Here is a 26,412-nt window from a genome sequence, read left to right as displayed (position 1 = left end):
GTTACCCTTTAGCCGTTCTTTTTCTTAGTCAGGTCGTGTTCGCGCCCGAGCTTCAAATCGCGCCGAAACATCAAAAAGATAAATCCGCCCAACCCTGCCATCGTCACCATGCCGCCGAATTGAACGACACGGGCAACGATGAGGGAGTGCTTATTCGTTTGCGGATCGTAGTGATAGCAGTAAGTCAAAATATTTGCTACGGGCGAACCGATCTTGTTGCCGGACGCGTCGATCAGCCCCAACAGAATATCCTTCGGCGAGTACTCCACCCCGAGATAGTACTGCGCCATCTTGCCATCCGCTGTAACCAACTCGATCGAGCTGGCGTGCGCAAACTGGGTCAGCCTTCCGTCCGGTCCAGGAACGCGAACATAACCAAATCCAACAGCGTTTGTCACAGCATCAATCGCGGGGAGTTGTCCAGTGAGGAAATGCCAACCACTTGCAGTCTCTGGATGCCCGTAGCGCTTCAGGTAGAACTGCTTCTTCTTCGCAGCATCTGCTGGAGTTTCGCTGGGATCGATACTGACCACAACGATCTCGAAATCCTTGCCCGGCACGAGGCGAACCATTTCAAGTGCGCTGGTTAGTCCGTCAAGCTCTTCCGAACACAGCATCGGGCAGTTGTAGTACACAAGCGAGAAGATCGCAGGATGCTTACCAAAATAGTCACCGAGACGGACAGTCTTGCCTGTATCGTCCACGAAAATCGAGTCGAGCGGTAAAGTCTGGTTTAGATGTTGGGAGACGCCGACCTTTTGGAGGACCTGGGGAAGTTGATCACCTGTATTTTCTCCGGTCTGCTTGTCGCCGTAGCTGGAGACCTGCGCACGTGCCGCTCCAAGCATCGCAAAAAGAGCGATTGCCAGCCAGCCTGTCCGAATTGTGCGCCTCTTCAGCATCTTCAGTCCCTCAATATCCATACCAGTTGCGCGCCTACTTCTCGCCCTTCAACTCAGCGTGCTCAGCGCCTTCTGCTTTGCCGTAGTTCATCTTCTGAGCCCGTGCTTCCATCACATCGAGTTCATATCCAGTTCGAGCGAAACCGGTTGTCAGCGGCACTTGCACTTCAGGCTTCACGTCTTCGGCAAGCTGCCTCTGTTGGGCGGAAGATTGTGTCGCTACAGGTAAACCTTTCTTCGCAATAGCTTCCATCGCCTGTTCGATCGGAATACGGATGGTTCGTTGCTGTCCTGCAGAGCTGTAGTGATCCAGGAGCAGATCTTCGCGCGCGTGTAGATCCGCGGTTGCTTGGTTGCCATCATCGATGTCCAGACGGGGCGTGGGAAATGTAGAGGTCATCTGCTGGAGCGCTTTTTGGCGAATCTCAGGATCAGTGGCCAGATCCTGGCGCTTACCCCCGGTCGTGGCCGCCCCGGCAAAAGACGAACGCTCGTTCCATTTCGTGACAGGCCCATCGTTCTTTTCGAGCGCGTTGTTGATCACCTTTCCCATACCGAAGCAGAAAAGAAAGAAAATAAGAACGAAACCGCTTAGACCGCCGAGAAAGACTACAACACCACTGACGTTTACGTCAGTCGTTTCATATCCGGGCTGCTCATCGCTGCGGCCGTGCAGCTTGTCATTTTCGTTAGTGGGCATGTTCAGGCTCCAACATTTCTTCGAGATGCGGATCGTTCACGTTCACCAGAGGCCGCGCGTTCAATTGCGTCAGGTAATACGCAGCCCAGAGGGAGAGGACGGCTACGGGAACCGTGATGTAGGCAAGGATGCTGATATTACCGCTGATATGTAAGTTGCCAGCTGCATTTTTGAAGTTCGGTTCGATCAGCCAGAACATATCCAAGAGGCGAGCAAAGATCATGAAGGTGGTCAGCCAGATCATGCGAACCTTGTCGCGCTTCAAATCACGAGATAGAAGGAGGCAGAAAGGAATGACCCAGTGACAAATGAAATCGGCAGTGCAGATGTACCACCAGCCGCCATGAATTCGATTGAGGTACCAGGGAATTTCATCTGGCACATTACCTGACCAGATAATCAGAAACTCTGCAAAGGTCAGATAGATGTTCAACATGACAAAGGCAAACGCAAACTTGCCAAGATCATGCTGCTCCGTTGTGCGCAGAAGAGTCTTCATCGGTTCAACGCGCGACAGGAGGATGACCGTCAAGATTCCAAGGGCAAGAACAGCGTAGCCTTGGCCTACGAGAAACTGCAGACCCCAAATCGACGAGTACCAGGTTACATCAAGGGACTTGATCCAATCGATCGCACCCGCAGTGAGAAGAACAACATAAATGAAGATACCGGGACCGCTCAGATTTTCGAACCGGACACGCCAGCGATCATAGCTACGCTGCGTACCTGCTTCAGGATCTGCATCGCGTTGCAGGGACCATTTGTTGAGCAGATACATAAACAGAATCAGAACACCGAAGATGATGATCGTCTGAATCCATACGCTCGAAGGACTAAGCATAGTGCGCTTTGCGTTCATCACAAGCGCTTCTTCGCGACTGATCAGATGATCGGAATACGCCTGTGCAGTTGTGGCGGCCGTCGGGTACCGCGCCCAAAGATAAAGGTGCTTCGCCAAGAGACCGATTGGAATGAACATCAACGCAATTAGGGGAAGCGTGCGTGACATGGCTTCGAGAGGACGTCGTAGCAGCAAGCCCCATTTACCACCTGAGACATACTGAAGCATCAGCATGACAAGCCCGCCGCCGGCGAAGCCGAAGCACGTCATGTATCCCATAAGATAGGCGCGCAGAAGATGAGCGGCACCGCCAGTCGTCAGAAGAAACAGGAGCGAAATCAGGGTGAAGACGCCGCTGATGATGAGCGCACGCAAGCGCCACGCCGAAATAAGCTCCGGCGATCCCAGCGTGCTCGGAAGCACCCGCAGTCCATGATGCGCAACCAAGTGGTGGGAGCCAGCTTCCCCGTATTGTTCGTGTCCAGATGACATGCGTTTCAAACCTTTGTCCGGAAGCTTCCGGTGTTACTGCCAGAGTGCTTCAGTTCTTTGTTGCGGATGACGGCAGCCCTTTGGCCACAGGTGTTGTGTCTTTGGAAGTTCCACCGACAGTGGCAGAGCCAGCCCCCGGAAGAACAAAAGGTTGATTGTCCGGCGTGCCGGTGACTGCGGTCGTCGGTACCGTCCACTCATCGGCGGAGGTAGAAGGTAGGCCCTCTCGTTCCGCGATTGAGGAAAGAGGGTCAACATGAGCGCCCGCGGGAACATCGCCTGCTGAGGCATTCTGGCTCAGCTGCAGGGCCTTGATGTAGGCGACGATAGCCCAGCGATCTGCGACTGTGACCTGTGCCGAGTAATCCGGCATCGCGCCATAGCCATTGCTGATCACGTTGTAGAAGTGGCCCAGCGGAGCCGCCTGCATTCGCGGCGTGTGCAGATTACCGGCTTGCGCATATCCACGCTGAACGATCATGCCAGCTCCGTTGCCCACGCGCGAGTGGCACGGCGTGCAATAGATGTTGTAACGCTCTTGGCCGCGTTCGAGAACGTCCATCGTGACGGGAAAGGGCATTGCGTCGCCTTCTTTTCCACCTACGAAGCCGGTATAGAAGTAGCTATCCTCGTGAAGCTGTCCTCTGCCCACCGTGTTCTCAACCTGCGGACGGGCTGAACGGCCATCAGCATAGAAGGAAGTGCCACGCTGCGGAATAAATTTGGGCTGATCGTGCATGTCCTGACGGCACCCTGCCGTGAAGAGAACCGCGACCGATGCGGACGCGCATAAACCACGTACGAAGGTCTTCTGTTCAGGTGTCTTGGCTCGTCGCGTATTAATGATCCACCTCCACCACGGATATCGCGGGGAACTGCTCAAGGAACGCGCGCGTCTCACCAATTGAAAACTTGGGATCAGCCGCCTCGAGGCAGAGAAAGAATTTATCGCTCGTTGCGCCATTCCGAAAATTCGGCGCATTGAAAACGGGATGGTAGAGCTGCGGCAAGCCATTGAGACCGATCATGCCAAATCCGGCAGAAAGGCCCGCGAAGAGAATCGTCCATTCGTATGCAGGAATAATGAACGCCGGCCAGGAGAACAGCGGACGTCCCGCGATGTTCAACGGATAGCCCCACACGTTGATCCATGTCTCCATCAAATAGGCCGTTGTTAGTCCCATCAACCCTCCGAGGAGGCAGACCAGGGGAACGCGCGTTCTATGAAAGTCCAAGGCTTCCGCAGCCTCTTCGACTGGATAAGGTGTGTAGCATTCCATCCGGCGGTACCCGGCGCGACGCGCCTGCTGGGTTGCGTGAACCAACTCAGCCGGGGTGTTGAACTCGGCGATCAAACCATAAATTCCTTCGCGCGGCGGCATCAGGCGGTCTCCTGGTCAATAATCTCAGCGGTTGCGCCACCCGGCGTGATCTTGGTCTGCGGCAACATCATTCGAATTTCCGACATAGGAATCATGGGAAGCAGCCGAACAAACAGCAGGAACAAGCAGGTGAACAAGCCCATCGTGCCCACGTAGATCATGTAATCCCACTTCGTGGCGCGATACGTTCCCCAACTGGACGGCAGGTAATCACGATAGAGGCTCGTCACAACGATGACGAAGCGTTCGAACCACATTCCAGTATTGACAATGAGCGACAGGATAAAGAGATAGACGACGTTGACACGAAGCTTACGAGACCAGAGCGTCGTGAGCGGAATTGCGATATTCGTCAGAATGAGGATCCAGTACGCCCAGCCCATCGGCCCGAACATACGATTCCACATCATGAAGAACTCCCAATGGCTCGCCGAATACCACGACATGAAGACTTCCATACCGTAGCCATAGGCGACGATCCCGCCAGTACCGATCATGACCTTTGCCATATTATCCAGATGGCGAAGAGTCACTAAATCTTCCAGGTGATAGAACTTCCGCAGCGGAATAGCTAGCGTCAATACCATCGCGAAGCCTGAGTACACAGCGCCAGCCACAAAGTAAGGTGGGAAGATGGTCGTATGCCAACCAGCCAAAGCGGCTACGGCGAAGTCGAAGCTGATGACCGTGTGTACGGAGAGCACGAGCGGCGTTGATAAGCCCGCGAGCAAGAGCGATGCCGTCTCATACCGAATCCAATGCCGGGTGGAGCCACGCCAGCCGAGCGATAGGATTCCATAGGACCACTTGGCAAATGGCAGTGTCGCCCGATCGCGCAGTGTCCCAAAGTCGGGGATCATGCCGATGTACCAGAACACGATTGAGATCGTTGCGTAGGTCGAAACTGCGAACACGTCCCAGGCCAGCGGGCTGCGGAATTGTGGCCAGACGTTCATCGTATTCGGGTAGGGAAACAGCCAATAAGCCAGCCACGGACGACCAACGTGGATGAGCGGGAACGTTCCCGCGCAAACTACGGCGAAGATCGTCATTGCTTCAGCAAATCGATTGATGGAGTTACGCCAGGTCTGCTTGAACAGCAACAAGATGGCTGAGATCAAAGTGCCGGCATGACCGATTCCAATCCACCATACAAAGTTGATGATGGCGAAGCCCCAGGCTCCAGGAATCGTTACGCCCCAGATGCCGACGCCTTTCAGGAATAGCCAGGTGCAGCCAATCACCACGCCTGTGGCGATGCCCGCACCGACCATGAGACCGAAGAACCAGCCTAGCGGCGTATTTGAAGTAAGGACGATACCAGCGATCTTCTGCGTTACCGATTTGAAGTTGTGGCCCGGCGCGATGACCGCGTACTCTCCGGTACGCGGATCAATCATCGGGTCTACAACCGGATCGTGAAGGGGGCCTTTGGTTGCCATCTTATGCGAGCTCCGGATTCGGGTTGATCACACCAGCCGTGTAAGTGGTGCGCGGACGGAAGTTCAAGTCGGCCAGCACCGGGTAATTGCGCTCTTCTGCTTTGCGTTTTCCGACACGGCTTGCCGGGTCGTTGATGTTGCCGAAGATGATTGCGTCCGTCGGGCAAGCCTGCTGGCACGCCGTGACAATCTCACCATCGCGAACCTCACGATTTTCCTTGTCAGCCGTAATCTTCGCTGCTTCGATGCGCTGTACGCAGTAGCTGCACTTCTCCATGACACCGCGTGAACGAACGGTCACATCAGGATTGCGCATGAACTTCAGGCTCTCCGTATCGTAGTCCGAGTACAGGAGGAAGTTGAAGCGACGGACCTTATACGGGCAGTTGTTGGAGCAGTACCGCGTGCCTACGCAACGGTTGTACACCATCGTGTTCAGGCCTTCGGGCGTATGGACCGTGGCGCCAACCGGGCAGACCTGCTCGCAACCAGCGTTCTCGCAATGTTGGCACGCCATAGGCTGGAAGTGCGCACGCGGAGTGTTGAGATCGCCTTCAAAGTACGTGTCGATGCGCAGCCACTGCATAATGCGCCCGACCTTGACCTGCTCACGCCCCACCACGGGAATATTGTTCTCCGCGTAGCAGCTTACGATGCAGGCATTGCAGCCGATGCAGCTATTGAGATCGATGGACATGCCCCAGGCATTCTGCAGCTTGCCGGAAGAGACATCCTTCTTGTCATAGCGCCACGCGTCAGGAAAGAAGCTGTCTTCATGCTTCGGGTCCTCGCCTTGAACACCATAGCCAACCTTGTCGGTAAGGGAGTGGGTGCCACCCTCATGCGCGTAACCAGGATTTTTCTTGACCTCATCCAGCGTCGCATAGCGAATGATCGCGCGCTCCATGGCCTCATGGCCAGGAAGCGAGTAGGCGCCCTCCTTGTCCGAAAGTGGCTTCTGGAGGTCGTGCTGAGCGAAGCTGCCGCGATGCTCGATCGAGTGGACCTTCGTGACGCAAAGGTCATAGGTACCCGGCATCTTCTTCAGCTTGGCTCCAGTCATCGAGAGCGGCTGATCCGCTGTACGAAGCAGATAGGCGTTGAAGCCAACACCGGCACCGACGCGGCCCGCTTCGATCCTGCGGCCGAGACCCAAATGCACCGTAACAACACCATCCGGATGACCAGGAACCATAAGAACCGGCGCAATTACCGTCCGGCCATTCAGTTCGATTTCGACGGGATGATTCTCTTCGAGATTGAGGCGGCCGATCGTGTCCATGCTCATCAGGGCGGCGTTATCCCAGCTGAGATTCGTGACCTGCTTCGGAAGCTCCTGTAGCCAGCCTACATTTGAAAAGCGTCCGTCGTAGAGGGACGGATCAGGGCGGAACGAGATCTCGATCGCATCCTTGTCCGCATTGGCAGCGAGAGAAGGAGCAACGCCTGTCTTCGCGGGAGAACCCGACTTGGCAGTAGTAAATGCCGTGCCCTCAACCCAGCCATCATGGAGAGACTTACGCCAGGCTGCTGCCGAATCACCCTTCAGGTATGTCTTTGCATTGGCCTGAACCACATCGAACGCACTTGCCTGGGGATCGTCAAGGAGCGCCTGAAAGATGTCGTGGCCACTCTTTCCCGCATAGAGCGGATCGATCATCGGCTGAATGATTGAGATCGTTCCGTCGTAAGCGCGGGCGTCCGACCAGCTCTCAAGATAGTGCGACTTATTGATGTGCCAATTCGACAGCACACCTGTCTCATCAAGGTGAGATCCAAGATGCACGGTCATCGGAACCTTGTTGAAGGCCTCAATAAACTTAAGATCGGCAGGCGCGGAGTAGAGCGGGTTCACGCCCATCATCACCAGCCACTGCACCTTGCCGGAGTTCATGTCAGCGACGAGCGCCTTGAGGTCAGCCACCTGCTCCGATGGGAGCGGATTGACCGTCTCAGTGTAGATAACTGTCTTGCCAATTGCCCCAAACATCGAGTTCAGTGCGTACGCGGCAGCATGAACCGAGGCTGATGCCTGTTCGCCAGGAATGACAACGCAGCGTCCGGAACTCTTCTTTAGGTCATCGAGGACAGCAGTAAAAAACTTCTGGGCATCTGGATTTGCGGATGCCTGACCAGAGCCATTCGCTAAAGCTGCCGCGAACGCTGGAATTTCACTCGGCTTCAATGCCAGCCGATGCTCTGCTTTGAACCCGGTAACTGTTGACATCGTCTCGACGACGTAGAGACGATTCGGCGTCTTGCCTTCTTCGTAACGATGCCGTTCAGCATACGCCCCTGCAAGAGGCAGAAAGCCGGGATGAGCGATGCCACCGAGAAAGTCAGCGTCAAGCGAAAGGATGATGTCCGCATCTTCAAGCTTGTACTGCGCGTCGGTGTACGAACCGAAGGCGGCCTTCGAGGCAGCACGGGAGGAGTCCTGATTTACCGGCTCCCACTGAACAAGCTTTGCCTGCGGATACTTCTGCTGTAGCTGTTTCCACTGGGCAGCCAGTGTTGGCGACGTGATCGTCTCGCTCAGGAAGTAAATTCCCTGACCGCCAGAGGTCTTATTGGCGGCTGCAGCAAACGCCTGCTGAAAATTGCCCCAGCTTTCATTCTGGCCGCGATACAGCACATGCTGCGAACGATCAGGATCATAAAGATCGAGCAGGGTCCCCTGCGTAAACGCATCAGACTTGCCCTTCGACATCGGATGGTCAGGATTACCGTCCACCTTGATTGGGCGGAAAGAGTCTGACTTTACCAGCACCGGAATCGCACCCGTCGGGAAGGGATAAGCAGTAGCGAAGTACATCGGCTTGCCTAGAACCAGGTCCTCAGGCTGCTTGATGTAAGGATAGATCGTCTCATCGGGCTGCTTGGTGCATCCGGCAAGTCCAGCCAGGGCCAGCGAAGCGCCCATCACCTTCATGAAGCCGCGTCGGCTGATCGGGTCGACCCACTCGGTCGATTGGCGAGGGAACTCTTCAGCCATCAACTCATGGAACTCCGGATCGTCAGAAAGCTCGTCAAGATTCTTCCAAAAACGACGGCCGGTCTTACCATCGAGCTTGCCCTGCACCTGGGCGAGGGTCATCTTCGCCTTGGTGATCTGCGTCACCACAACGGGCCCTGCCTTAGCCTGCTCGTTCTTCGGATTCATACTCTCTTGCGACATCGCGTCGTCCATTCCCATCGTGACCATCTCTTCTGGTGTCGTCTTCATCGGTGGCACGTCTCGCAACTGGATAGCTCGTTGGCACCACGGATGTGATATTGCGTGGTGAGATACTTACCGAGTTCGATCTGGCTGGTGAACTTCTGATAATTGACAGGCACCAGAAGCGCATTCGGCGAACCGTCGCTTACAGTCTGTCCCGATCCGCTTGTCGGAATCGGCTGCATGCTTGTTCCAGAATTCGGCTGTGGCTGACCGCGACCGCTGCCAGGCGCAACCTGTAACATCGCGATCTCAGGATTGCTGTTGTTCGGATCCTTGGTGGTGCAGTTCACAGCCTGCGCCGTCGGTCCGCTCTTGCCCGTTTGTCCACACCACACCGGCTTGTCGCTCGAAGCGCCCGCCCAGGCCATGTTGTAGATCTCGCTCGTCGGGCGAAGATTGACAGCAGGATTGCGATGGCAGTTCAGGCACCATTCCATCTGCAGCGTGTTCTGCTGATACATCAGCGGCATCTCGTCGACGCGGCCGTGGCAGCTCGCGCAGCCAATGCCCTTATTCACATGAATCTCATGGTTGAAGTACACGTAGTCCGGAAGATCGTGCACCTTGATCCACTGGATCGATGCTCCCGTAGCCCAACTCTGACGAGCCGGCGCGAGCAATTCAGCATTTGTCCAGATCTGCGCATGGCAGTTGATACAAGTCTTCGTGGGCGGAATTCCCGCGTAGCTCGACTTCTCGACAGACGTATGACAGTACTGGCACTGCAGGCCGAGACCTTCGACGTGGTGCTTGTGGCTGAACGGAATTGGCTGGTCCGGCCGCTGACCCTGCCGCGTCACCCAGGGGGAGCGTTGCAATGAGTCGAGGGCTACGCCGAGCGCGATGACGATCAAACCCGTCAAGACAAGGCTCGCTCGAGCCAGCGCGTTCGAACTGCGGTCAAAAACTTGCGCCATGAGTGCGTCCTGCTTCCTCTGCAATACCGGTAAAGGTTGAGAAGGTGCTTCCAGTGGTTACGAAGCTGTGGAGTTCTGCCCGGTTTGGTTCCTTCGCCGGTCGTAGGGCAGTGGAAAACCTGCCTTACATAAGTCTTGCTCTTAGAAACTCAGAGTATAGCAGTCGGTAAAACTTTCCAAGCCTGCGGGCCATTGACCTACCGGGATTTCACATCGCTAGGTCGGTTATCGAAATCGCTCCAGGACCAAGGCACAACATCTCGTGTGTTCCTGAACCCTCATCACATTCCCTGCGATTAACGCGCTGTGCTCGAAATGGTTCATCCTCCCCAAGCAGGTCAGCAGCTTTGTGCGATATTCGTGTGAGCAGGATAGCGCTTCCAATCAAGTTCGACGCGAGAGGAATACCCACCAAACTAGTCCTATATATAGTTAAGCAGTTTTATAACCCATGCCGAAGCCACTGAAGAGTCCCCGACCTCCCCGCTATGATGCCGAGTCCGCCTGCGAAGCGCTTGCCCTTGCCGACCCGAAGCTAAAACGACTCATGGCTCTCGCCGGACCCTACAAGCTTCGCGTCTCCAGCACGCAATCGCCGTTTCAGGCGCTCGTGGAGAGCATCATCTACCAGCAGCTCCACGGCAAAGCCGCCGCAGCGATTCACCTGCGCCTGATCGAAAGCTTTGCGCCGGTTTGCGGGCTAGGCAGGCATCCTGATCCCGAACACCTTCTCGACTGCCCAAATGAGCAACTTCGCTCCGCAGGCCTCTCCCACAACAAATCCCTGGCACTGCGCGATCTGGCGGCTAAAACCATCGACGGCACCGTCCCGAGCCTCGCACGCATCCGACGCATGTCCGACGACGCCATCATTGAGCACCTCACCCAGGTCCGAGGCATCGGCAAGTGGACTGTCGAGATGTTCCTGATGTTTCGTCTCGGCCGCCCCGACATTCTGCCCGTCGATGACTACGGCGTCCGCAAAGGCTTCGCCCTCACCTTTCTCGGCCTCAAACCCACCCAAAAGGTCACGCCGGACCTCCTTCCCAAAGCCGACGTCATGCTCAAGCGCGCCGAACGCTGGAAACCCTGGCGCTCCGTCGCAAGCTGGTATCTCTGGCGCGCCTGCGATCTTGCGGCCGGAAAGATCCCACGGCCCGGCGACGACTGAGCGATAACCCCTTAGAGCGGGCCGATACTCCGGACCACCCACGCCGTCCACTCCGCATCATCGATCTCACTCGCCGCTGCACGCAGCACCATCGCCGTCTCCTCTACCTCGGAGCACGTCAACTCATATCCGTTCAGATCGAGGAGCAAATTGAGCCCAGCAAAAGCTGCTCGTTTATTTCCGTCAAGGAAGGGATGATTCCGCAGCAGAGCCCACGCGAGCGCTGCCGCAAGCTCAGCAATGGAATCAATCGCACCATAGGCAACCATGTTCGCCGGTCGAGCGACGGCCGATTCGAAAGCACCAAGGTCCCGGACACCCGGTAATCCCCCATACCGTTCGATCAAGCGACTTTGGATATTGATCACAACATCTGGTCGGGGAAACTCAAAGGTCACTTAGCCAGCTCGCGATATGTGTTCCGATGTTTCTGTTCCGTGCGCAAAAAGGACTCGACTTGCTGCCTGAATTGCTCATCCAGTGGCTTCATTTGGTGTATCTCGCCGACTTTCTCCACCTGTACAACGGAGTTTTCAGTCACCTTCATCTCCTCCATCAACTGCTTCGGGAAGAGAACGCCATACCCATTGCCAATCTTACGAATCTTGAGTTCCATAAAATTATTATAACTCTAGTTATAACTGGTTAAGGTTTCCGCTGAGAACCAGTTATCCTGAGTAGGTGACACTTGAGACCGTACTGAAGCAGAAAGCAGCCCGCCGTCAGCCGCAGCCTGCTCCAACGACGCCACCTGCGGTCGAGCAGGCTCCTCGCTACATTTGTATCCACGGCCACTTTTATCAGCCGCCGCGAGAGAATCCCTGGCTCGAAACCGTAGAGGTGCAGGACTCCGCCGCCCCCTACCACGACTGGAACGACCGCATCACCGCCGAGTGCTACGCCCCCAATGGCGCATCTCGCATCACCGATGCCCAGAATGAGATCGTCCGGATCGTCAACAACTACGCCCGTATGAGCTTCAACTTCGGCCCGACACTTCTGAGCTGGCTCAACGACAAAGCGCCCCGCACGTATCGCATGATCCTCGACGCCGATAAGTTCAGCGCCGCCCGGTATAGCGGACACGGCTCCGCCATCGCCCAGGTCTACAACCACATCATCATGCCGCTTGCCAGCGAGCGCGATGCCATCACCCAGATCCGCTGGGGCATCGCCGACTTCGTTCATCGCTTTGATCGAAAGCCCGAGGGCATGTGGCTCGCCGAGACCGCCGTCAATCGCGCCGTCCTCGACCTGATGGCTCGCGAGGGGATCAAGTTCACCATCCTCGCACCCAACCAGTGCGCCCGCGTCCGCAAGCTCCCTCCTGCGACCTCCGCCCCAACCGAGACAGCCTCGGAGCCGTGGACCTCGACAACCGACGCCACCGTCGACCCAACGCACCCCTACCTCGTCAAGCTGGACGAAGGCCGATCCATCGCCGTCTTCTTCTACGACGGCCCCGGCTCACGCGCCATCGCCTTCGAAGGCCTCCTCAATAGCGGAGACGAGTTTGGCCGTCGTCTCCTCGGCGGACTCCACCCGAACTCTCCAGACCCCGCTGTCGCCCAGCTCTCCCACGTCGCGACCGACGGCGAAAGCTACGGCCATCACCATAAGCATGGCGAGATGGCTCTCTCCTACGCCATGCACTGGATCGACGAGAAGAGCACCGCCACCCTCACCAACTATGGCGAATTTCTCGACAAATTCCCGCCAACCTGGGAGGCCGAGGTCGAGGAGAACACCTCGTGGAGTTGTGTCCACGGTGTCGAGCGCTGGCGCTCCAACTGTGGCTGCAACGGCGGCAAGCAGGACTGGAATCAGGAGTGGCGCAAGCCACTCCGCGAGGCTCTCGACTATCTCCGCGACGCTACCGCTCCACTCGCCGAAGCACTCGCCACCGATCTCCTCAAGGATCTCTGGGCCGCTCGCGACGCCTACATCGAGGTCGTCCTCGACCGCTCCCGTGGCACCATCGATCGCTTTTTCATCGAACATGAGACGCGCGTTCTCAACCCGGTAGAGCGCATCACCGTCCTCTCTCTCCTTGAACTCGAGCGCCACGCCCAGCTCATGTACACCTCCTGTGGCTGGTTCTTCGATGAGATCTCCGGCATCGAAACCGTGCAGATTATCGCCTATGCCGGCCGCGTCCTCCAGCTTGCATCCGAGTTGTTCGGTGCTCCCGGAGCCGCCCTCGAACCCGAGTTCCTTCGCATCCTCAGCACCGCGAAGAGCAACGTTCCCGACCTGCGCGACGGTGCCGAGGTCTATCGCCGTTACGTCACCGGCATGAAGATCGGGTTGGAGCAGGTCGGCGCCCACTACGCCATCAGCTCCATCTTTCGCAACTACCCCGAAGATGGCGAACTCTTCTGCTTCGACCTCCATCGTGACGCCTACGAGGTCTTCGCCTCAGGCCGCGGCAAGGTCGCTCTCGGCCGTGCGCAGATTCGCTCCCGCATCACCGAGGAGACCGAAGAGATCTGCTTTGCCGTCCTGCACCTCGGCGACCAGAACCTCTCCGCTGCCGTCAAGCGCTATACCGCCGCCGCCGACGAAGAGCCGTTCACCACCTTCTCCACAGAAGTCCGCGCCGCCATCAGTCGCGCGAATCTGCCCGAGGTCATCCGGCTCATCGACCACTTTTTCGAGCATGGAGATGTCCCCGAAAAATCCCCCATCGCCTACTCGCTCGCCTCGCTCTTCGCCGACGAGCAGCACCGCATCCTGCGCACCATCCTCGACCGCACCGTCTCCGAGATGGAAGACTCGCTCCGCAAGATCTACGAAGACCACGCCTCGCTCCTGCACTACCTCACGGAGTCCGGCATGGCCGCGCCACCGGCCCTCGCGCTCGCAGCAGGCTTCGCCATCAACGCCAGCCTTCGCCACGCCATCGAGGCCGAGGTGTTTGACGCGGTCGAGATCGAAGACCTCTTCCATCGCGCCGCCTCAGATCAGATCCCCCTCGACACGCACCTGCTCAACTTCGCGGCAGGCATGCGGATGAAGCGTGCCATGGTTCGCCTCGAAGCTGCGGCAGCGGGCGAATCCTCTGCGACCAACGCCCTCAACAGCGCCACTGCCATCGCCATCGCCCTCCGCACCATGCCGCTCGAAGTCAACCTCTGGCAATCCCAGAACATCTGGAACGATCTCTTGCGCCGCAGCGACAGCGACTACTGGGAGCCGGAGTGGAAGGAAGGCTTCAAAAAGCTCGGCGAAGCCATGAATATCTCCGTCGATCGCCTGGTCATCGAAGAGGGTGTCAGCGCGTTCTAAGTACGTCATCCCGGTTGGCATCCATCGTGCTATGTCTGTCATCACACGTACACCGGAGACCCGTTTCGAATGAAGCTGACCCGAATTACCGAAAATCTGGTACAACTTACCCGATTCGGCCTCGTCAATTGCTATTGCGTTAAAGAGAGCGACGGCCTCACCCTCATCGATACAGGACTCCCAGGATCGGGCGACGACATCCTCGCATGTGCCCGCGAATTTGGTGGTGAAATCAACCGCATCCTCCTCACCCACGCCCATGGCGACCACATTGGCTCACTGGACGACCTCGCCATGAAGCTCGGGAAGGTGGATGTCGTCATCAGTCGTCGCGATGCGCGCATCCTTGCCAAAGATCTCTCCCTTGACCCCGGCGAACCGAAGACAAAGATCAGAGGCTCTACTCCCGGCGCGAAGACTCGTCCGACACACTTCGTTGAAGACGGCGAACTCTACGGCTCACTCCGCGTCATCGCGACCCCCGGCCATACGCCCGGGCACATGTCTTTCTTCGATGAACGCGACGGCTCCCTCATTACTGGCGACGCCCTCGCCAGTATCAGTGAAGTTCGTGTCGCCGGTGACGCACCGTGGTTCTTCCCCTTCCCGAACCTTGCCACATGGCACAAACCCACCGCATACGCTAGTGCGAAACGCCTCGCCGAACTCCCCATCGAGCGCTTTGCCTGCGGCCACGGCCAGGTCCGCAACGGCGGGCTCGATACCCTCAAAACCGCTCTAAGACACGCCGCTCGCCTCGCCCGCTAGCTTCGCCAGCGCAGCACCACTGGCCCACTCAGCGGATGCTCCCCTGAGCCTTTAAGCCGCGCCTGCTTCAGCGCGAAATACCACTTCGCCGGCTTGTCTGCATCGTCGATCAACATCAGCGAAGGGTTCGACCGCAGACCCTGCGCCTGCTCGATCATCGTCTCCTGATCCTGCCGGACAAATCGCCCTCCAAAAAATGTAGCGATGGACGTTACAAATGGAACAGCATAGAAAACATTCCATGCTGCCACGACATCAATGCGACACGTAGAAGCCGTCACCGGCGTCACCGTCGTCAGGCTGGAGAACCATTTCTCGCCGCAACGGATCGTCTCAATCCGTCGATTCGGCAGGAGAAAATCAATCGTCGTCGTGATTGGCTCACCGTAGACACCAAGCAGCTTGTACGGCGCACTGTTGCCCGAAGGAGCATGCGCTGACATCCTGAAACCTTCAGGAATCGGCTCGAAATGCTTCTCTTTCTCGTGGATGCTCGCCTTCGACCGCCACCACCACGCCTGGTGCACAAACGGTCCGTGCGCCGGGTCCATCAGCCCGATGATGCCGTGATCCACGTTGCACGGCAGATCAGCGACAAGATGCGCACCGCGAAACTTCGCTGAGAACTTCGGCAGCTCCGGCACCGGCGGCAGATTGCTCATGATGCGGCCCGCACCAACCGGGGGAATGTACACCCAGGCGTACCCATCGCGCTCCTCACAAGGGAACGCAGCCGCATAAATCTTCGTCACATCGAGCGACTCATTTTGAATCTGCGTCAGCGACGGAATCTCAACGCACTGCCCGCCACATGGCTCGAATCGCCAGCCATGGTACTTGCACTGCACTGTCTCTCCATCGAACCATCCAGCCGATAGCGGAATACCCCGATGCGGACAGAGGTCGCGCATCGCGAAGACTCGCCCGTCCGACTTCCGTCCCAGCAGCACCGGAATACCGAGCAGGGTCGTCGTCGTCATCTTCCCCGCTCGCAGCGTCTGCGCCCGGACAGCAGGGTACCAATCGCCGAAGAGCAGCTCCGTTGGTGGGCCGAGTATCCCTGTGCTGCGATCGTCCAAACCAGACCTCACCCTGCCATCATAGAAGACCTTCAAAGCTGGTCGCGTAGACTGGGCACACCGGCCATGACCCAGCCCCCATCCAGCCAGAGCGCCACCCGCAATCGGCTCCTCCTGCTGCTCCTCTGGTTCGTCTTCTACGGCAGCTTCACCCTCTTCGTCCCCGCCCTGCTCGATGACGCCGACTCGGTCCACGCCGAGGTCGCCCGCGAGATGCTGCTCCGCCACGACTGGGTCACCCTCTACGCGAACGGCATCCGCTATCTTGAAAAAGCGCCGATCCTCTACTGGTCGATGGCGATCAGCTTCAAGCTCTTCGGCGTCACCACCGCCGCCGCCCGCCTGCCCCTCGCGCTCACCGTCCTTGGCCTCGTCATCGTGGCAGAAGGCTTCGCGCGCGAGGCCTTCCGAAGCGTTCGCGCCGGGCTCTACGCCGGACTCATCCTGCTCTCGAGCTTCGGCATCTTCATCTTCTCCCGCATCCTCATCCCCGATGTGGATGTCTGCCTCTGGCTGACCCTCGCCATCTTCTACTTCTGGCGCACGGAGCAGCAGGAGACACCCGGCCGCGCCGCCTGCTATGGTTTCGCCGTCTGCTGCGCGATCAACATCCTCACCAAGGGATTGATCGGTATCGTCTTCCCCGTCGGCATCGTGCTCGTCTACCTGCTGTTAACCAGAGATGTTCCACGTGGAACGCTGCGGCGTATTCGTCAACTCCATCCCTGGTCCAGTCTCTGCGTCTTTCTTGCGATTGCGGCACCGTGGCATATCCTCATCGCGCTTGCGAATCCCACGCAAGGTCACCCCGGCGAGTTAGCGTTTGTACACGGCCACTGGACGGTACCGCTGCCGACCGATGGCAACGTCCACGGCTGGGCGTGGTTCTACTTCGTCAACGAACAGGTGCTGCGTTACCTCAACCTGAGAGTTCCACGTGACTACGACACAGTCCCCCTGCTGTTGTTCTGGGGATTATTACTGGTCTGGTTAATGCCGTGGAGCGCCTTCCTCTTCAGCAGCCTCAAGCAGCTTCCCTGGCGAAGGCTACTCCGCAGAACGTCTGACCCTGCCGACCGTACTCTGCTGCTACTTTTACTCTGGGCTGCGATCCCGATGCTGTTTTTCAGCCTCTCTACTCGACAGGAATACTACGTCCTTCCCACGATCCCGGCACTCGCTATCCTCATCGCAGTCTGGCTGGCTGCTTCGACAAAAGATCGAAGCGACGGAGCAGTTGAGAGAGCATCACAGTCAGCCAACCGGATCGCCGTCTTCCTCCTGATCCTTGGCTCAATCGCCTCCGCAGCCGCACTCTTCTTTGCCTTCGCCGGTGCCAAGCCGCAGGGTGATGTTGATCTAGCCAGCCTGCTTCAGCAGAATCCCGGCGACTACGCCCTCTCCTTTGGCCACTTTCTCGACCTGAACAAGCGGGCCATGGGCGTCTTCCGCGTTCCGCTGCTGCTTACGGCGGTCGCTCTCTTCGGAAGCACGCTGGCCAACCTGCTCCTCCGGCGAAAGGGTCAGCCTCACGCGGCGAACCTCGCACTGGCCGCAGGCAGCTTCGGCTTTCTGCTCGCCGCGCACCTTGGACTTCAGACCTTCGCACCCGTCCTCAGTTCGCGCCAGCTTGCCACGGTTATCGCGCCCCAACTGAAGCCACAGGATCTGATCGTCATCCACGGTGAGTACGAAGCCGCAAGCACGCTCGGCTTCTACCTGCGACGCAACGATCTGCACATTCTCGAAGGCCGCAGCTCCAACCTCTGGTACGGCAGCTTCTTTCCCGATGCCCCAAAGATCTTCGAGACGCCGCAAAGCCTTGCTGCACGCTGGTCCGGGCCGCAGCGCATCTTCCTCTGGCAGGACCTGAACAACGATCCCGGCCCCTTGCCGAAGCTCCCCGGCGAGGCCTACGTCATCGTTCGATCGGGCGGCAAAGAGATCCTGAGCAATCAAAGATCGAAGTAGTAAGTCCTAAGTGGTCTTTGCCGTCTGTCGCGAGTCATAGCCTGCCTGGGCCGCCTTGAATTTTCCAACATTCGTCGCCGCCCACTTCCAGAGTGGATGCACAAGTTCGAGCATCTCGAGCGCGATCTCAGTAATCGCGTACTCCACCCTTGGGGGAACCTCCGCAAACACGACGCGCGTCACAAGTCCGTCACGCTCCAGCTGTCGCAGCACCTTGGTCAGCGACTTCTGACTTACACCTTCCACCCGCTCCAGCAGGCGCGAAAAACGAAGCGGAGCCTCTTCTGCTGCCAGTTCAGCCAAAGTCCAGAGCGTCCACTTCTCGGCAAGCCGGGTCACGATATCGCGGGTAAGGGAGTCTTCGTTTTCGTCCAGTGCTTCACAGGCCGCATTGGCCTCTACCCAATCGATTCGCTTGTTCATTAGTTACCTCAAGGTAAGTACGCGCTACAAAGGTGCCTTATTGCCAACGGATACTAATGGAAGCATACTGCATCTATGGCAACGAAAACGAACTCTCCTTTCACCGCAAACGACATTCCCTCCCAGCAGGGCCGGCGTGTTCTCATCACCGGCGCGAACTCCGGCATCGGCTACGAGACGGCTCTCGAACTGGCACGCCGTGGCGCGGAGATCATCCTCCCGGCCCGCTCGCTCGACAAAGCTAACGAAGCAATCAAGCGGATCCGCCGCGAGGTTCCCAGCGCATCGCTCACACCCGGCATCCTCGACCTGGCATCTCTCGCCAGTGTCCGCGCCTTCGCCGCTTCGATCGCTGAGAGATTGCCCGGCCGGTCGCTTGACCTGCTCATCAACAATGCCGGCGTAATGTCCGTCCCGCAACGCGAACTGACCGTCGATGGCTACGAGCGCCAGTTTGCCACGAACTATCTTGGGCCTTTCCTGCTGACCTCGCTCCTCTATCCGCAGATGAAGCAGGAGCGCGGCACGCGCATCGTTACGGTGGCGAGCGGAGTTTCCAACCAAGGCAAGATCGAGTTCGACAACCTGCAGTCAGAGCGCGTCTACAAGCCCATGTTCGGAGCGTACTCGCAGTCCAAGCTCGCCGATCTTATCTTTCAGCTTGAGCTCCAGCGCCGCCTTACCGCTGCAGGTTCGCCGATCCTCAGCACAGGTGCCCATCCCGGTTATGCGATCACCAATCTCCAGACCAGCGGCCCTGCCGGCGCCAGCCCACTCAGTTTTCGCATTATGGAGATGATCCTGAAGCCGCTCGCCTCGCAGGATGCCCATCACGGGGCGCTGCCCACGCTGTTCGCCGCGACCTCTTCCGCGGCAACCTCCGGCGGCTACTACGGGCCAAGTGGGTTTCAGGAACTGAAGGGTCATCCGGTCCCGGCAAAGATCGCTCCTGCGGCCAAAGACCTGAACCTGGCGAATCGTCTGTGGACCGAGACCGAACGCCTGACTGGGGCGACCTTTACCTTCTGATCGATGCCCTGCGTAGCTGCGGCATCCATTGGCCGCAGCTACGCACTTCATTTGCTTCAATACTGCATTGCGTCCATATCGGAGATCAGCCCCGGGCCAGTCGGGTGCCATCCGAGCCGCTCCTGTGTGAGCGCGCTTGAGGCTGGCATGTCGTACCCGACGAACATGCCAAGCCAGCCGAAGTGCGCACCGGCTTCCTCAGCGCTCTTTGAAACCACGGGGATCTTCAATCCTCGACCGATCGATTCCGCCATCGCCCGCGCTGTCACGCCCTCTTCGGCGACCGCGTGATAGCGAGCACCCGCAGAGGCCTTTTCGAGCGCCAGCCGGTAGAGCCGGGCAGCATCGAGCAGGGGCACCGCCGGCCAGCGATTGAGCCCCTCGCCGACATACGCCGAAACACCCTTCTCACGCGCAACGGCGACCAGGTAGGTAATCAGCCCCTGCTTGAACTGATCGTGAACCTGCGGAAGCCGCACCACGGATAGATTGACTCCGCGCTCTGCCACGGAAGCGCCTGCCAGCTCTGAAGCTCTGCGGGGATTTGGGTTGTTGGGATCGAAATGATCTTCGGTCGCGGGCTGACCGGGTGCCGCGTTCCCCATCCCGGTGCCGGAGGTGATGATCAGCGGACGGTCAGATCCAACGAGCACGTCGCCCATCGCCTCGATCGCCTTCCTATCTGCCTCGCAGTTCTCGACGAACTTCGAAAAGTCGTGATTGAAGGCAGTGTGGATGACGCCATCTGCCTCGGCTGCTCCGCTACGCAGACTTTCGAGATCTTCGATATCGCCGCGATGCACCTCGGCACCGGCGGCGAGAAGAGCCCTGGCACCCGCATCCGAGCGGGAAAGACCAAGCACCTGGTGGCCCGCGTTGATCAGCTCCGGCACGAGAGCCGTACCGATGAATCCTGTTGCACCTGTAAGAAAGACACGCATAGCAACCTCTCCTTGTACGTCACTCAGGACCAGCGTTTTGCGATCCATTATGAGAACGATAGGCCCTGGAAACGATACAATCTATGCTGGAAAGTCCGTTTTATCTTTGCGATCGTCCGAAAAGAAGGTATCTACAATGGATCCACTCTCTGATGTGTTGTCGCTGCTGAAGCCGCGCAGCTACATGTCCGGCGGCTTCGATATGGGCGGGGAATGGTCCATTCAGTTTCCCCGGCACGACGGGATCAAGTGCTACTCCCTCGTCTCAGGCCGAGGCTGGCTGACGGTTGAGGGCGTTCCCGACCCGGTACGACTTGAACCGGGGGACTGCTTCCTGTTGCCGCGTGGACTTCCATTCTGCCTCACCAATAATCTGGCCCTTCTCCCCGTGGACGTCTTCGAACTCTTCAAGCTGCCGCTCAATGGGGCGATCCGCGTGCTTAATGGTGGCGGTGATTGCTTCGGTGTCGGTGGCCACTTCGCCCTCACCGGCAAACACGCCGATATCCTGCTGGCGATGCTCCCACCCATCGTGCACATCCGCAAGGAGTCGGATAAGGAGGCCATGCGCTGGTCACTCGAGCGGATGATGCTGGAGCTGCGGGAGCGCCAACCGGGAGGCGTTCTCGTTGCCCAGCAGCTCGCGTACATGATGCTGGTGCAGGCTCTGCGATTACATCTGGCGGAAGGCCTTGGCGGCGGTGTCGGTTGGCTCTTCGCCCTCGCCGACCCAAACATGAGCGTGGCCATCACCGCGATGCACGAAAATCCAGCCCATCGCTGGAGCCTGCAGGAGTTGGCCGAGCGAGCTGGTATGTCGCGATCGATCTTCGCGCTGAAGTTCAAGCAGACGGTTGGATCGTCGCCCATGGAGTACCTGACGCGCTGGCGCATGCTGCTCGCCGGGGACAAGCTGGTGAACTCAAGCGACCCGATCTCCGCCATCGCCCTGTCGCTTGGCTATGAGTCCGAGAGCGCGTTCAGCACGGCATTTAAGCGAGTCATGGGATGTTCGCCTCGACAATACAGCCGCGGCCTCGCTCCGGTTTCACCTGCTCATAACGATGTCGAAGAGACTCTGGTCGATCACCTCGAACTTGTCGCCACTTGATTACTTTCTGAGGAAGCCGGAGCTACCGAGCCAGCGGTAGAAGAGGTCCGGCCAGTCGATCACGTTGCTCGGGTTCGTCTTGCGAACGCCGAAGCCATGGCCGATCCCTGCGAAGACGTGTAGCTCCGCTGGAACTCCGGCATGCTTCATGCTCAGGTAAAGCTCCGGCAGTGCCTCCGAGATGCGGGCCTCATCGTTGGCACCGCAGGCAAGAAAGGCGGACGGTGTGTCCTTTGAGAGCGCCATGTTTTTCGGGATTGCGGGATAGATCAGCGCCTGAAACGCCGGTCTGCTGCTCTGCCGCGCCACCAGATCCTGACTGGATGGCGAACCTGCATCGGACCGCGTGCTGACCAGTGCGGCCAGCTCTCCACCCGCCGAGAACCCCATCACACCCAGCCGCGCCGGATCGACGCTCCACTCCACAGCACGGCTGCGAATGACGCGCATGGCTCGCTGCACATCGTCCAGCTCCGTCCCCTCCACGGTGTATGTGGAGCCAGCCTCGCGAGCGAGCCGATACTTGACCACGAACGCCGCGATGCCGTGCTGGCTGAGCCACGCCGCTACGTTGAACCCTTCATGGTCCGCCCAGATCTCACTGTGCCCGCCACCCGGAATCACCAGCACTCCAACGCCCGTCGCTGTGCCCGGAGCCGGTAGATACACTGTGATCGAGGGGTGATGCACGGAGGAGTACACATGCTCGCCTTGGGGCGTGATCCTGACTGCCTCGGCTGCGGTCTTACCCTCTGAACCCGGCGCTACTCCGGCGTAGAGCGGCACCACCGTCTGTTGCGCCAAGGGTGCCACGCTGCCTGTCGCAAACAGCCCGGCGATGATGAGGAAGTTGAGAGCGCGCATGTCTTCTCCTTGGTTGACACGAGGGCCAAGTGGCTCGTCTCGCAGCACTCCATGGAAACACATCGAGGCGTCAGGCGCTCTGGACGCGGGCGATGTGGCCCTCCTGCAGGCGGAAGCGCTCGCCGCGCCAGACGACCGTGTCGCCGGCGAAGCTCCAGACCCAGAAGATCAGCCCCCAGGCATCGCGGACGGGCAGCAGCCAGAGGTCGCGGAGGACCTGCGGATCGCGCAGAATACCCACACCGACCGTGAGCGCAACGGCCACGCGCGCCAGCAAAACGAGGCTGAGCAGGGTAAAGCTCCACAGCTCAAAGCCGCTGGCGATGCAGGTCATCAAGGCCCAGGGAAGAGCGTAGGTGATGCCGAGGCCGATGTAGCCGAGCTTGCGGGAGTCGCGGGTCGACCGCGCCCAGCGCAGTTGATGGTCCCAGAAGCCGCGGAAGTCGTATGCGGGCACGGTCGTCTCGACAACCTCCGCACAAAGTTCAACGCGAAAGCCGGAGGCGGCGATGCGTTTGCCGAGCTCGTAGTCGTCCGCCAGGAAGTCGGCCAGCGGCTCGAGACCGCCAGCCTTCTCAAGAGCGGAGCGCCGCATGGCAAGGGTTGAGCCGAGGCCGAAGTGCAGGCCGCCCTCAAGCTTCCGCGCCGTCAGCACACCGGGCATAAAGTCCGTCGAGATGCCGAGAGCTTCCAGCTTCGACCAGACCGTCGGCCCGGTGCCGTTCGACACGGACCGCCCGAGGTATGGTGCGGTGACCATGCCGACAAGCGGGTCGACGAACGATGCCATGACCCGGGAGAGATAGAGCGGAGAGACGCAGATGTCGCTGTCGTTAACGAGTACGTGGCTGTAGCGTGCCTCGCGCAGCATCTGGATCAGGTTGCTGACCTTGCCGCTCGTCCCCAGGCGCTCCTGGCACTCGACGAGCCGGATGGCGCATGCGGGGAACTCGGTGCGAAGACGTTCGATCTCGGCAACAGCCGGGTCGTCCATGCTGCTGACGCCGAAGACAAGCTCGAAGTTGCCGGCGTACTCCTGCATGCAGTGGGTGACGAAACCTGCGTACATACGTGGATCGACGCCCTTGACGGGCTTAAGGACGGATACATCCGGGGCAAAGACCGCAGGGTTTGCTGCGAAGGTCTTACGCCAGCGCCTGCCGAAGTCTCGTGCCGACCAGAGTGCGAGCACCAGGTAGGCGAGTCCGCACAGCGTTATCAGGGTTGTGATCACCTCGATTGCGGTCGCCATCTGCCTAGTCTACCGAACTTAGGTAACATTGCAGCGTAAGAAAAGCACCGATCGTACTGATTGCAGACCGGATGGCTATTCTACTCGTACCGCAGGGCCTCGATCGGGTTGAGGTTTGCAGCCTTCCACGCCGGATAAATTCCGAAGAGCAGACCGATCGCGCAGGAGCTGGCAAAGGCCGTTCCGATCCACAATGACGACAAAATCGCCGGAAGAACCAGCTTTAAGCCGAGCGAGATCACGCTTCCCACAACGACCCCGGCGATGCCGCCCACAGCGCACAGGGTCATCGCCTCCAGCGTGAACTGGGTGAGGATCGTGCGTTTGGTCGCGCCGATGGCCTTGCGAACGCCGATCTCCCGGGTGCGCTCCGTAACGGAGACCAACATGATATTCATGACGCCAACACCGCCCACCAATAGGGCCACGCTCGAGAGCGCGAACAGCAAAAGGAAGAGGCCGCCGGTGACCTGGTTCCACAGCCGCGTGAGCGAATCGGTGCCAAAGACGGCAAAGTTATCGGGTGCCGCATTGAGGACCTTGCGCCGTCGCCGCAGCAATTCCGTCAGCTCATCTTCAACGAGTGGCCGATTCTTGGGATCGTCATACTTGAGCGAGATCCAGTAGTCCAGGCTCTCCGGATGGAGCTTGTGGTAGGTCGTGATGGGGAAGATTGCCTTGTTGTCTTCCGGGTTCGTGCCGCCGCCAAACGCCTGCTTCTGCTTCTCGAGGACGCCGACGACGGTGAAGAGCATGCCGCCCGCCATAATCTCCCGGCCGAGCGGGTCCAATCCGGGAAAGAGCGCGATCGCCGTGTCGCTGCCGAGCACGGTCACGTTTGCGGAGCGCTGCATGTCCATATCGGTAAAGAATCGACCCTCCGCCAGATCGAGGCCATTCACATCCTTCACGGCAGGGGTATCGCCCTCAAGCTTGGTACTTTGTACGGCGTGACCGTTCGCCTTCACGGCGGTCGTGCCGACGCGACCCGGAGCAGTGTTATCGACAAACTGCAGCACGGGCGAGACGGCGACGACGTGCGGCAGCTCCTGCATCGCCACGGCATCGTCGTAGGTCAACTGCTTACGGGTCAGCATCTCCGTCGTAGGACGCGAGCCGAAGACCGGGAAGCGGAAGACGAAGAGGACGTTCGAGCCGAGCGACTGCACTAGGTCCTCGACGCTGCTGTTCAGGCCGTTAATGACGGATGAGATGGTGATGACCGTCATGACACCGATGACGATGCCGAGGATCGTGAGACCGCTGCGCAGCTTGTTCGCCCGCAGTGTGTCGAGCGACATCTTCACCGTCTCCTGCAAGTCACCTAATCGCATACCGTCATCCTGTCCTGAGTGCTACGTAGTTAGAGCTCCGACCGTAACGCCACAATCGGATCGAGGCGCGCAGCCTGGCGAGCAGGATAGACGCCGAAGAAGAGGCCGGTCGCAGTCGCCATGATCAGTCCCATCAGCACGCTCCAGACGGCAATCGATGAGGGAAAGCCGATCGCAAGGGTCACGATCTCAGCCACCCCAACACCGCCGATGACGCCAAAGACGCCGCCAATCAGCGCCATGGTTCCGGCTTCGATAAGGAACTGCATGAGGATGTCCTTGGGGCGCGCGCCGAGAGCCTTGCGGATACCGATCTCGCGGGTCCGCTCCGTTACGCTGACCAGCATGATGTTCATGATGACGATGCCGCCGACAATCAGCGAGATCAGCGCAATCGCACCGGCCACGAGGCCGAAGGACTTCGTCAGCGTACTGGCAAAGCCGACCAGCGTGTTATTTGTGTCTAGCTCAAAGGACTGCGGCGCATCGGGTGCATCGTGCCGGCGCGAGCGCATCAGCACCCGCACCTCATCCGCAGCAGCCTCAAGCGGAGGCCCGGAGGTTGCAGCCTTCACGTAGATCGTGACTGACTTGGACGTCCCGTAGCTCTTCTGGAAGGTGGTAAGCGGCACGCCGACCCAGTTATCCTGACTCGCCCCGAAGGTGCTGCCCTGCTTCTCGCTGACGCCGATGATGGTGTACATCACGCCATCGACGCGAAGCTCCTGGCCGATCGGATCGACGCCCGGCAGCAGATGATCGACGATATCCGTACCGACGATGCAGACATGCGCAGCGTGCTCCTCATCGGAGTCGGTGAAGTCGCGACCCTGCACGATATTCAGATTCTGCAGTGCGGGCATCTGCCAGGTATAGCCACGGATCTGCGAGTCGGTGACCGACTCAAGCCCATGCACCACCTTGCCGATCCCGGCCTGCTGGGCTCCCATGCCGGTGCACTGCTTGCAGTTTTCGAGGATGTAGCGGTAGTCCGGAAGAAGAATGTTCTTCCGCTTCTCAAACTGGACGTAAGCGTCCGCGCTGGTGATGATCGCCGGCATCTTCGAGATGGTGAAGACATTCGCGCCGTAGCTCGAGAACTTCGTCAGGATGAAGGCGTTCGCTCCGTTGACCAGCGTGACGACGGCGATCACACTCGCAACGCCGATCACAATCCCCAGCAGCGTGAGCATCGAACGCATCTTGTTCGACCAGAGAGACGACACTGCGAGCTTGAGCGCTTCTTTGAGTTCCATCGTTCCGTTTCCGAGACCGCTGCCAG

23 protein-coding genes are annotated in these 26,412 nt (G+C 58.8%); 6 read left to right on the top strand and 17 right to left on the bottom strand.

Annotated features, from left to right (window positions below):
* Window positions 1–8: 8 nt before the first annotated feature.
* The 8 genes from OHL20_RS08830 to OHL20_RS08795 all read right to left on the bottom strand — a co-directional run bounded on the left by OHL20_RS08830 (window position 9) and on the right by OHL20_RS08795 (window position 9,899).
* Window positions 9–923, bottom strand: a complete 915-nt coding sequence (locus tag OHL20_RS08830; RefSeq protein ID WP_263382825.1) for an SCO family protein — start codon at window positions 921–923, stop codon at window positions 9–11.
* 13 nt (window positions 924–936) lie between these two features.
* Window positions 937–1,602, bottom strand: a complete 666-nt coding sequence (locus OHL20_RS08825) for a hypothetical protein (protein WP_263382824.1) — start codon at window positions 1,600–1,602, stop codon at window positions 937–939.
* Window positions 1,592–2,935: a hypothetical protein gene (locus OHL20_RS08820; protein ID WP_263382823.1), complete on the bottom strand. Its 1,344-nt coding sequence runs from the start codon at window positions 2,933–2,935 to the stop codon at window positions 1,592–1,594. Before OHL20_RS08820 ends, OHL20_RS08825 begins: the two co-directional genes overlap by 11 nt.
* A 49-nt stretch (window positions 2,936–2,984) precedes the next feature.
* Window positions 2,985–3,674, bottom strand: coding sequence for a c-type cytochrome (locus OHL20_RS08815; protein ID WP_263382822.1), 690 nt, complete (start codon window positions 3,672–3,674; stop codon window positions 2,985–2,987).
* Window positions 3,675–3,774: 100 nt separating this feature from the next.
* Window positions 3,775–4,317, bottom strand: coding sequence for a DUF3341 domain-containing protein (locus tag OHL20_RS08810; RefSeq protein WP_263382821.1), 543 nt, complete (start codon window positions 4,315–4,317; stop codon window positions 3,775–3,777).
* Window positions 4,317–5,759, bottom strand: a complete 1,443-nt coding sequence (nrfD, locus tag OHL20_RS08805) for an NrfD/PsrC family molybdoenzyme membrane anchor subunit (protein WP_263382820.1) — start codon at window positions 5,757–5,759, stop codon at window positions 4,317–4,319. The genes OHL20_RS08810 and nrfD overlap by 1 nt, the downstream gene beginning before the upstream one ends.
* A 1-nt stretch (window position 5,760) precedes the next feature.
* Window positions 5,761–8,985 carry a TAT-variant-translocated molybdopterin oxidoreductase gene (locus OHL20_RS08800; protein ID WP_396271839.1) on the bottom strand — a complete coding sequence of 1,075 codons (3,225 nt, stop codon included), beginning with the start codon at window positions 8,983–8,985 and terminating at the stop codon, window positions 5,761–5,763.
* Window positions 8,982–9,899 carry a cytochrome c3 family protein gene (locus OHL20_RS08795; RefSeq protein WP_263382819.1) on the bottom strand — a complete coding sequence of 306 codons (918 nt, stop codon included), beginning with the start codon at window positions 9,897–9,899 and terminating at the stop codon, window positions 8,982–8,984. The genes OHL20_RS08800 and OHL20_RS08795 overlap by 4 nt, the downstream gene beginning before the upstream one ends.
* A gap of 451 nt (window positions 9,900–10,350) precedes the next feature.
* Here OHL20_RS08795 and OHL20_RS08790 point away from each other — a divergent pair, with 451 nt between their 5' ends.
* Entirely contained in the window at window positions 10,351–11,070 is a 720-nt protein-coding gene (locus OHL20_RS08790; protein WP_263382818.1) for a DNA-3-methyladenine glycosylase family protein, read from the top strand.
* Window positions 11,071–11,081: 11 nt separating this feature from the next.
* On the opposite strand, the gene OHL20_RS08785 is transcribed toward OHL20_RS08790, so the two are convergent.
* A complete protein-coding gene (locus OHL20_RS08785) occupies window positions 11,082–11,438 on the bottom strand; it encodes a type II toxin-antitoxin system death-on-curing family toxin (RefSeq protein WP_263382817.1) in 357 nt (118 codons plus the stop codon).
* Window positions 11,439–11,464: 26 nt separating this feature from the next.
* Window positions 11,465–11,686, bottom strand: a complete 222-nt coding sequence (locus tag OHL20_RS08780) for an AbrB/MazE/SpoVT family DNA-binding domain-containing protein (protein WP_263382816.1) — start codon at window positions 11,684–11,686, stop codon at window positions 11,465–11,467.
* Window positions 11,687–11,751: 65 nt separating this feature from the next.
* On the opposite strand from OHL20_RS08780, the gene OHL20_RS08775 reads away from it, so the two are divergent.
* Both OHL20_RS08775 and OHL20_RS08770 read left to right on the top strand, forming a co-directional pair.
* Window positions 11,752–14,358: a DUF3536 domain-containing protein gene (locus OHL20_RS08775; protein ID WP_317890944.1), complete on the top strand. Its 2,607-nt coding sequence runs from the start codon at window positions 11,752–11,754 to the stop codon at window positions 14,356–14,358.
* Window positions 14,359–14,427: 69 nt separating this feature from the next.
* Window positions 14,428–15,126, top strand: coding sequence for an MBL fold metallo-hydrolase (locus tag OHL20_RS08770; protein ID WP_263382815.1), 699 nt, complete (start codon window positions 14,428–14,430; stop codon window positions 15,124–15,126).
* Here the strand turns inward: OHL20_RS08770 and OHL20_RS08765 are convergent.
* A complete protein-coding gene (locus OHL20_RS08765; RefSeq protein WP_263382814.1) occupies window positions 15,123–16,205 on the bottom strand; it encodes a Rieske 2Fe-2S domain-containing protein in 1,083 nt (360 codons plus the stop codon). The two genes, OHL20_RS08770 and OHL20_RS08765, sit on opposite strands and share 4 nt — an antisense overlap.
* A gap of 66 nt (window positions 16,206–16,271) precedes the next feature.
* Between OHL20_RS08765 and OHL20_RS08760 the strand changes: the two genes are divergently transcribed.
* Window positions 16,272–18,176 carry an ArnT family glycosyltransferase gene (locus OHL20_RS08760; protein ID WP_263382813.1) on the top strand — a complete coding sequence of 635 codons (1,905 nt, stop codon included), beginning with the start codon at window positions 16,272–16,274 and terminating at the stop codon, window positions 18,174–18,176.
* 6 nt (window positions 18,177–18,182) lie between these two features.
* Here OHL20_RS08760 and OHL20_RS08755 read toward each other — a convergent pair whose 3' ends face one another.
* Window positions 18,183–18,599 carry a winged helix-turn-helix transcriptional regulator gene (locus tag OHL20_RS08755; RefSeq protein WP_263382812.1) on the bottom strand — a complete coding sequence of 139 codons (417 nt, stop codon included), beginning with the start codon at window positions 18,597–18,599 and terminating at the stop codon, window positions 18,183–18,185.
* Window positions 18,600–18,674: 75 nt separating this feature from the next.
* Between OHL20_RS08755 and OHL20_RS08750 the strand changes: the two genes are divergently transcribed.
* A complete protein-coding gene (locus OHL20_RS08750; protein ID WP_263382811.1) occupies window positions 18,675–19,628 on the top strand; it encodes an oxidoreductase in 954 nt (317 codons plus the stop codon).
* Window positions 19,629–19,684: 56 nt separating this feature from the next.
* Here the strand turns inward: OHL20_RS08750 and OHL20_RS08745 are convergent, their stop codons facing one another.
* Complete coding sequence (locus tag OHL20_RS08745) at window positions 19,685–20,569, bottom strand: SDR family oxidoreductase (protein ID WP_263382810.1); 885 nt, start codon at window positions 20,567–20,569, stop codon at window positions 19,685–19,687.
* Window positions 20,570–20,705: 136 nt separating this feature from the next.
* On the opposite strand from OHL20_RS08745, the gene OHL20_RS08740 reads away from it, so the two are divergent.
* The gene (locus tag OHL20_RS08740) at window positions 20,706–21,680 is read left to right on the top strand and encodes an AraC family transcriptional regulator (protein ID WP_263382809.1); all 975 of its coding nucleotides are present in this window, start codon (window positions 20,706–20,708) and stop codon (window positions 21,678–21,680) included.
* Here the strand turns inward: OHL20_RS08740 and OHL20_RS08735 are convergent, their stop codons facing one another.
* The 4 genes from OHL20_RS08735 to OHL20_RS08720 form a co-directional block, all read right to left on the bottom strand.
* The gene (locus tag OHL20_RS08735) at window positions 21,681–22,544 is read right to left on the bottom strand and encodes an alpha/beta hydrolase (protein ID WP_263382808.1); all 864 of its coding nucleotides are present in this window, start codon (window positions 22,542–22,544) and stop codon (window positions 21,681–21,683) included.
* A 70-nt stretch (window positions 22,545–22,614) separates the two neighbouring features.
* Complete coding sequence (gene hpnI / locus OHL20_RS08730) at window positions 22,615–23,796, bottom strand: bacteriohopanetetrol glucosamine biosynthesis glycosyltransferase HpnI (RefSeq protein WP_263382807.1); 1,182 nt, start codon at window positions 23,794–23,796, stop codon at window positions 22,615–22,617.
* Between the two features lie 80 nt (window positions 23,797–23,876).
* On the bottom strand, window positions 23,877–25,130 hold the full coding sequence (locus OHL20_RS08725; protein WP_263382806.1) for an ABC transporter permease: 1,254 nt from the start codon (window positions 25,128–25,130) through the stop codon (window positions 23,877–23,879).
* A gap of 29 nt (window positions 25,131–25,159) precedes the next feature.
* Window positions 25,160–26,386, bottom strand: a complete 1,227-nt coding sequence (locus OHL20_RS08720; RefSeq protein WP_263382805.1) for an ABC transporter permease — start codon at window positions 26,384–26,386, stop codon at window positions 25,160–25,162.
* Between the last annotated feature and the right edge of the window lie 26 nt (window positions 26,387–26,412).

The organism is Granulicella arctica (genome assembly GCF_025685605.1).
Taxonomy (GTDB): Bacteria; Acidobacteriota; Terriglobia; order Terriglobales; family Acidobacteriaceae; genus Edaphobacter; species Edaphobacter arcticus.
The sequence above is the reverse complement of the archived record's forward strand: the minus strand, read 5'-3'. Positions and strand labels throughout refer to the sequence as shown.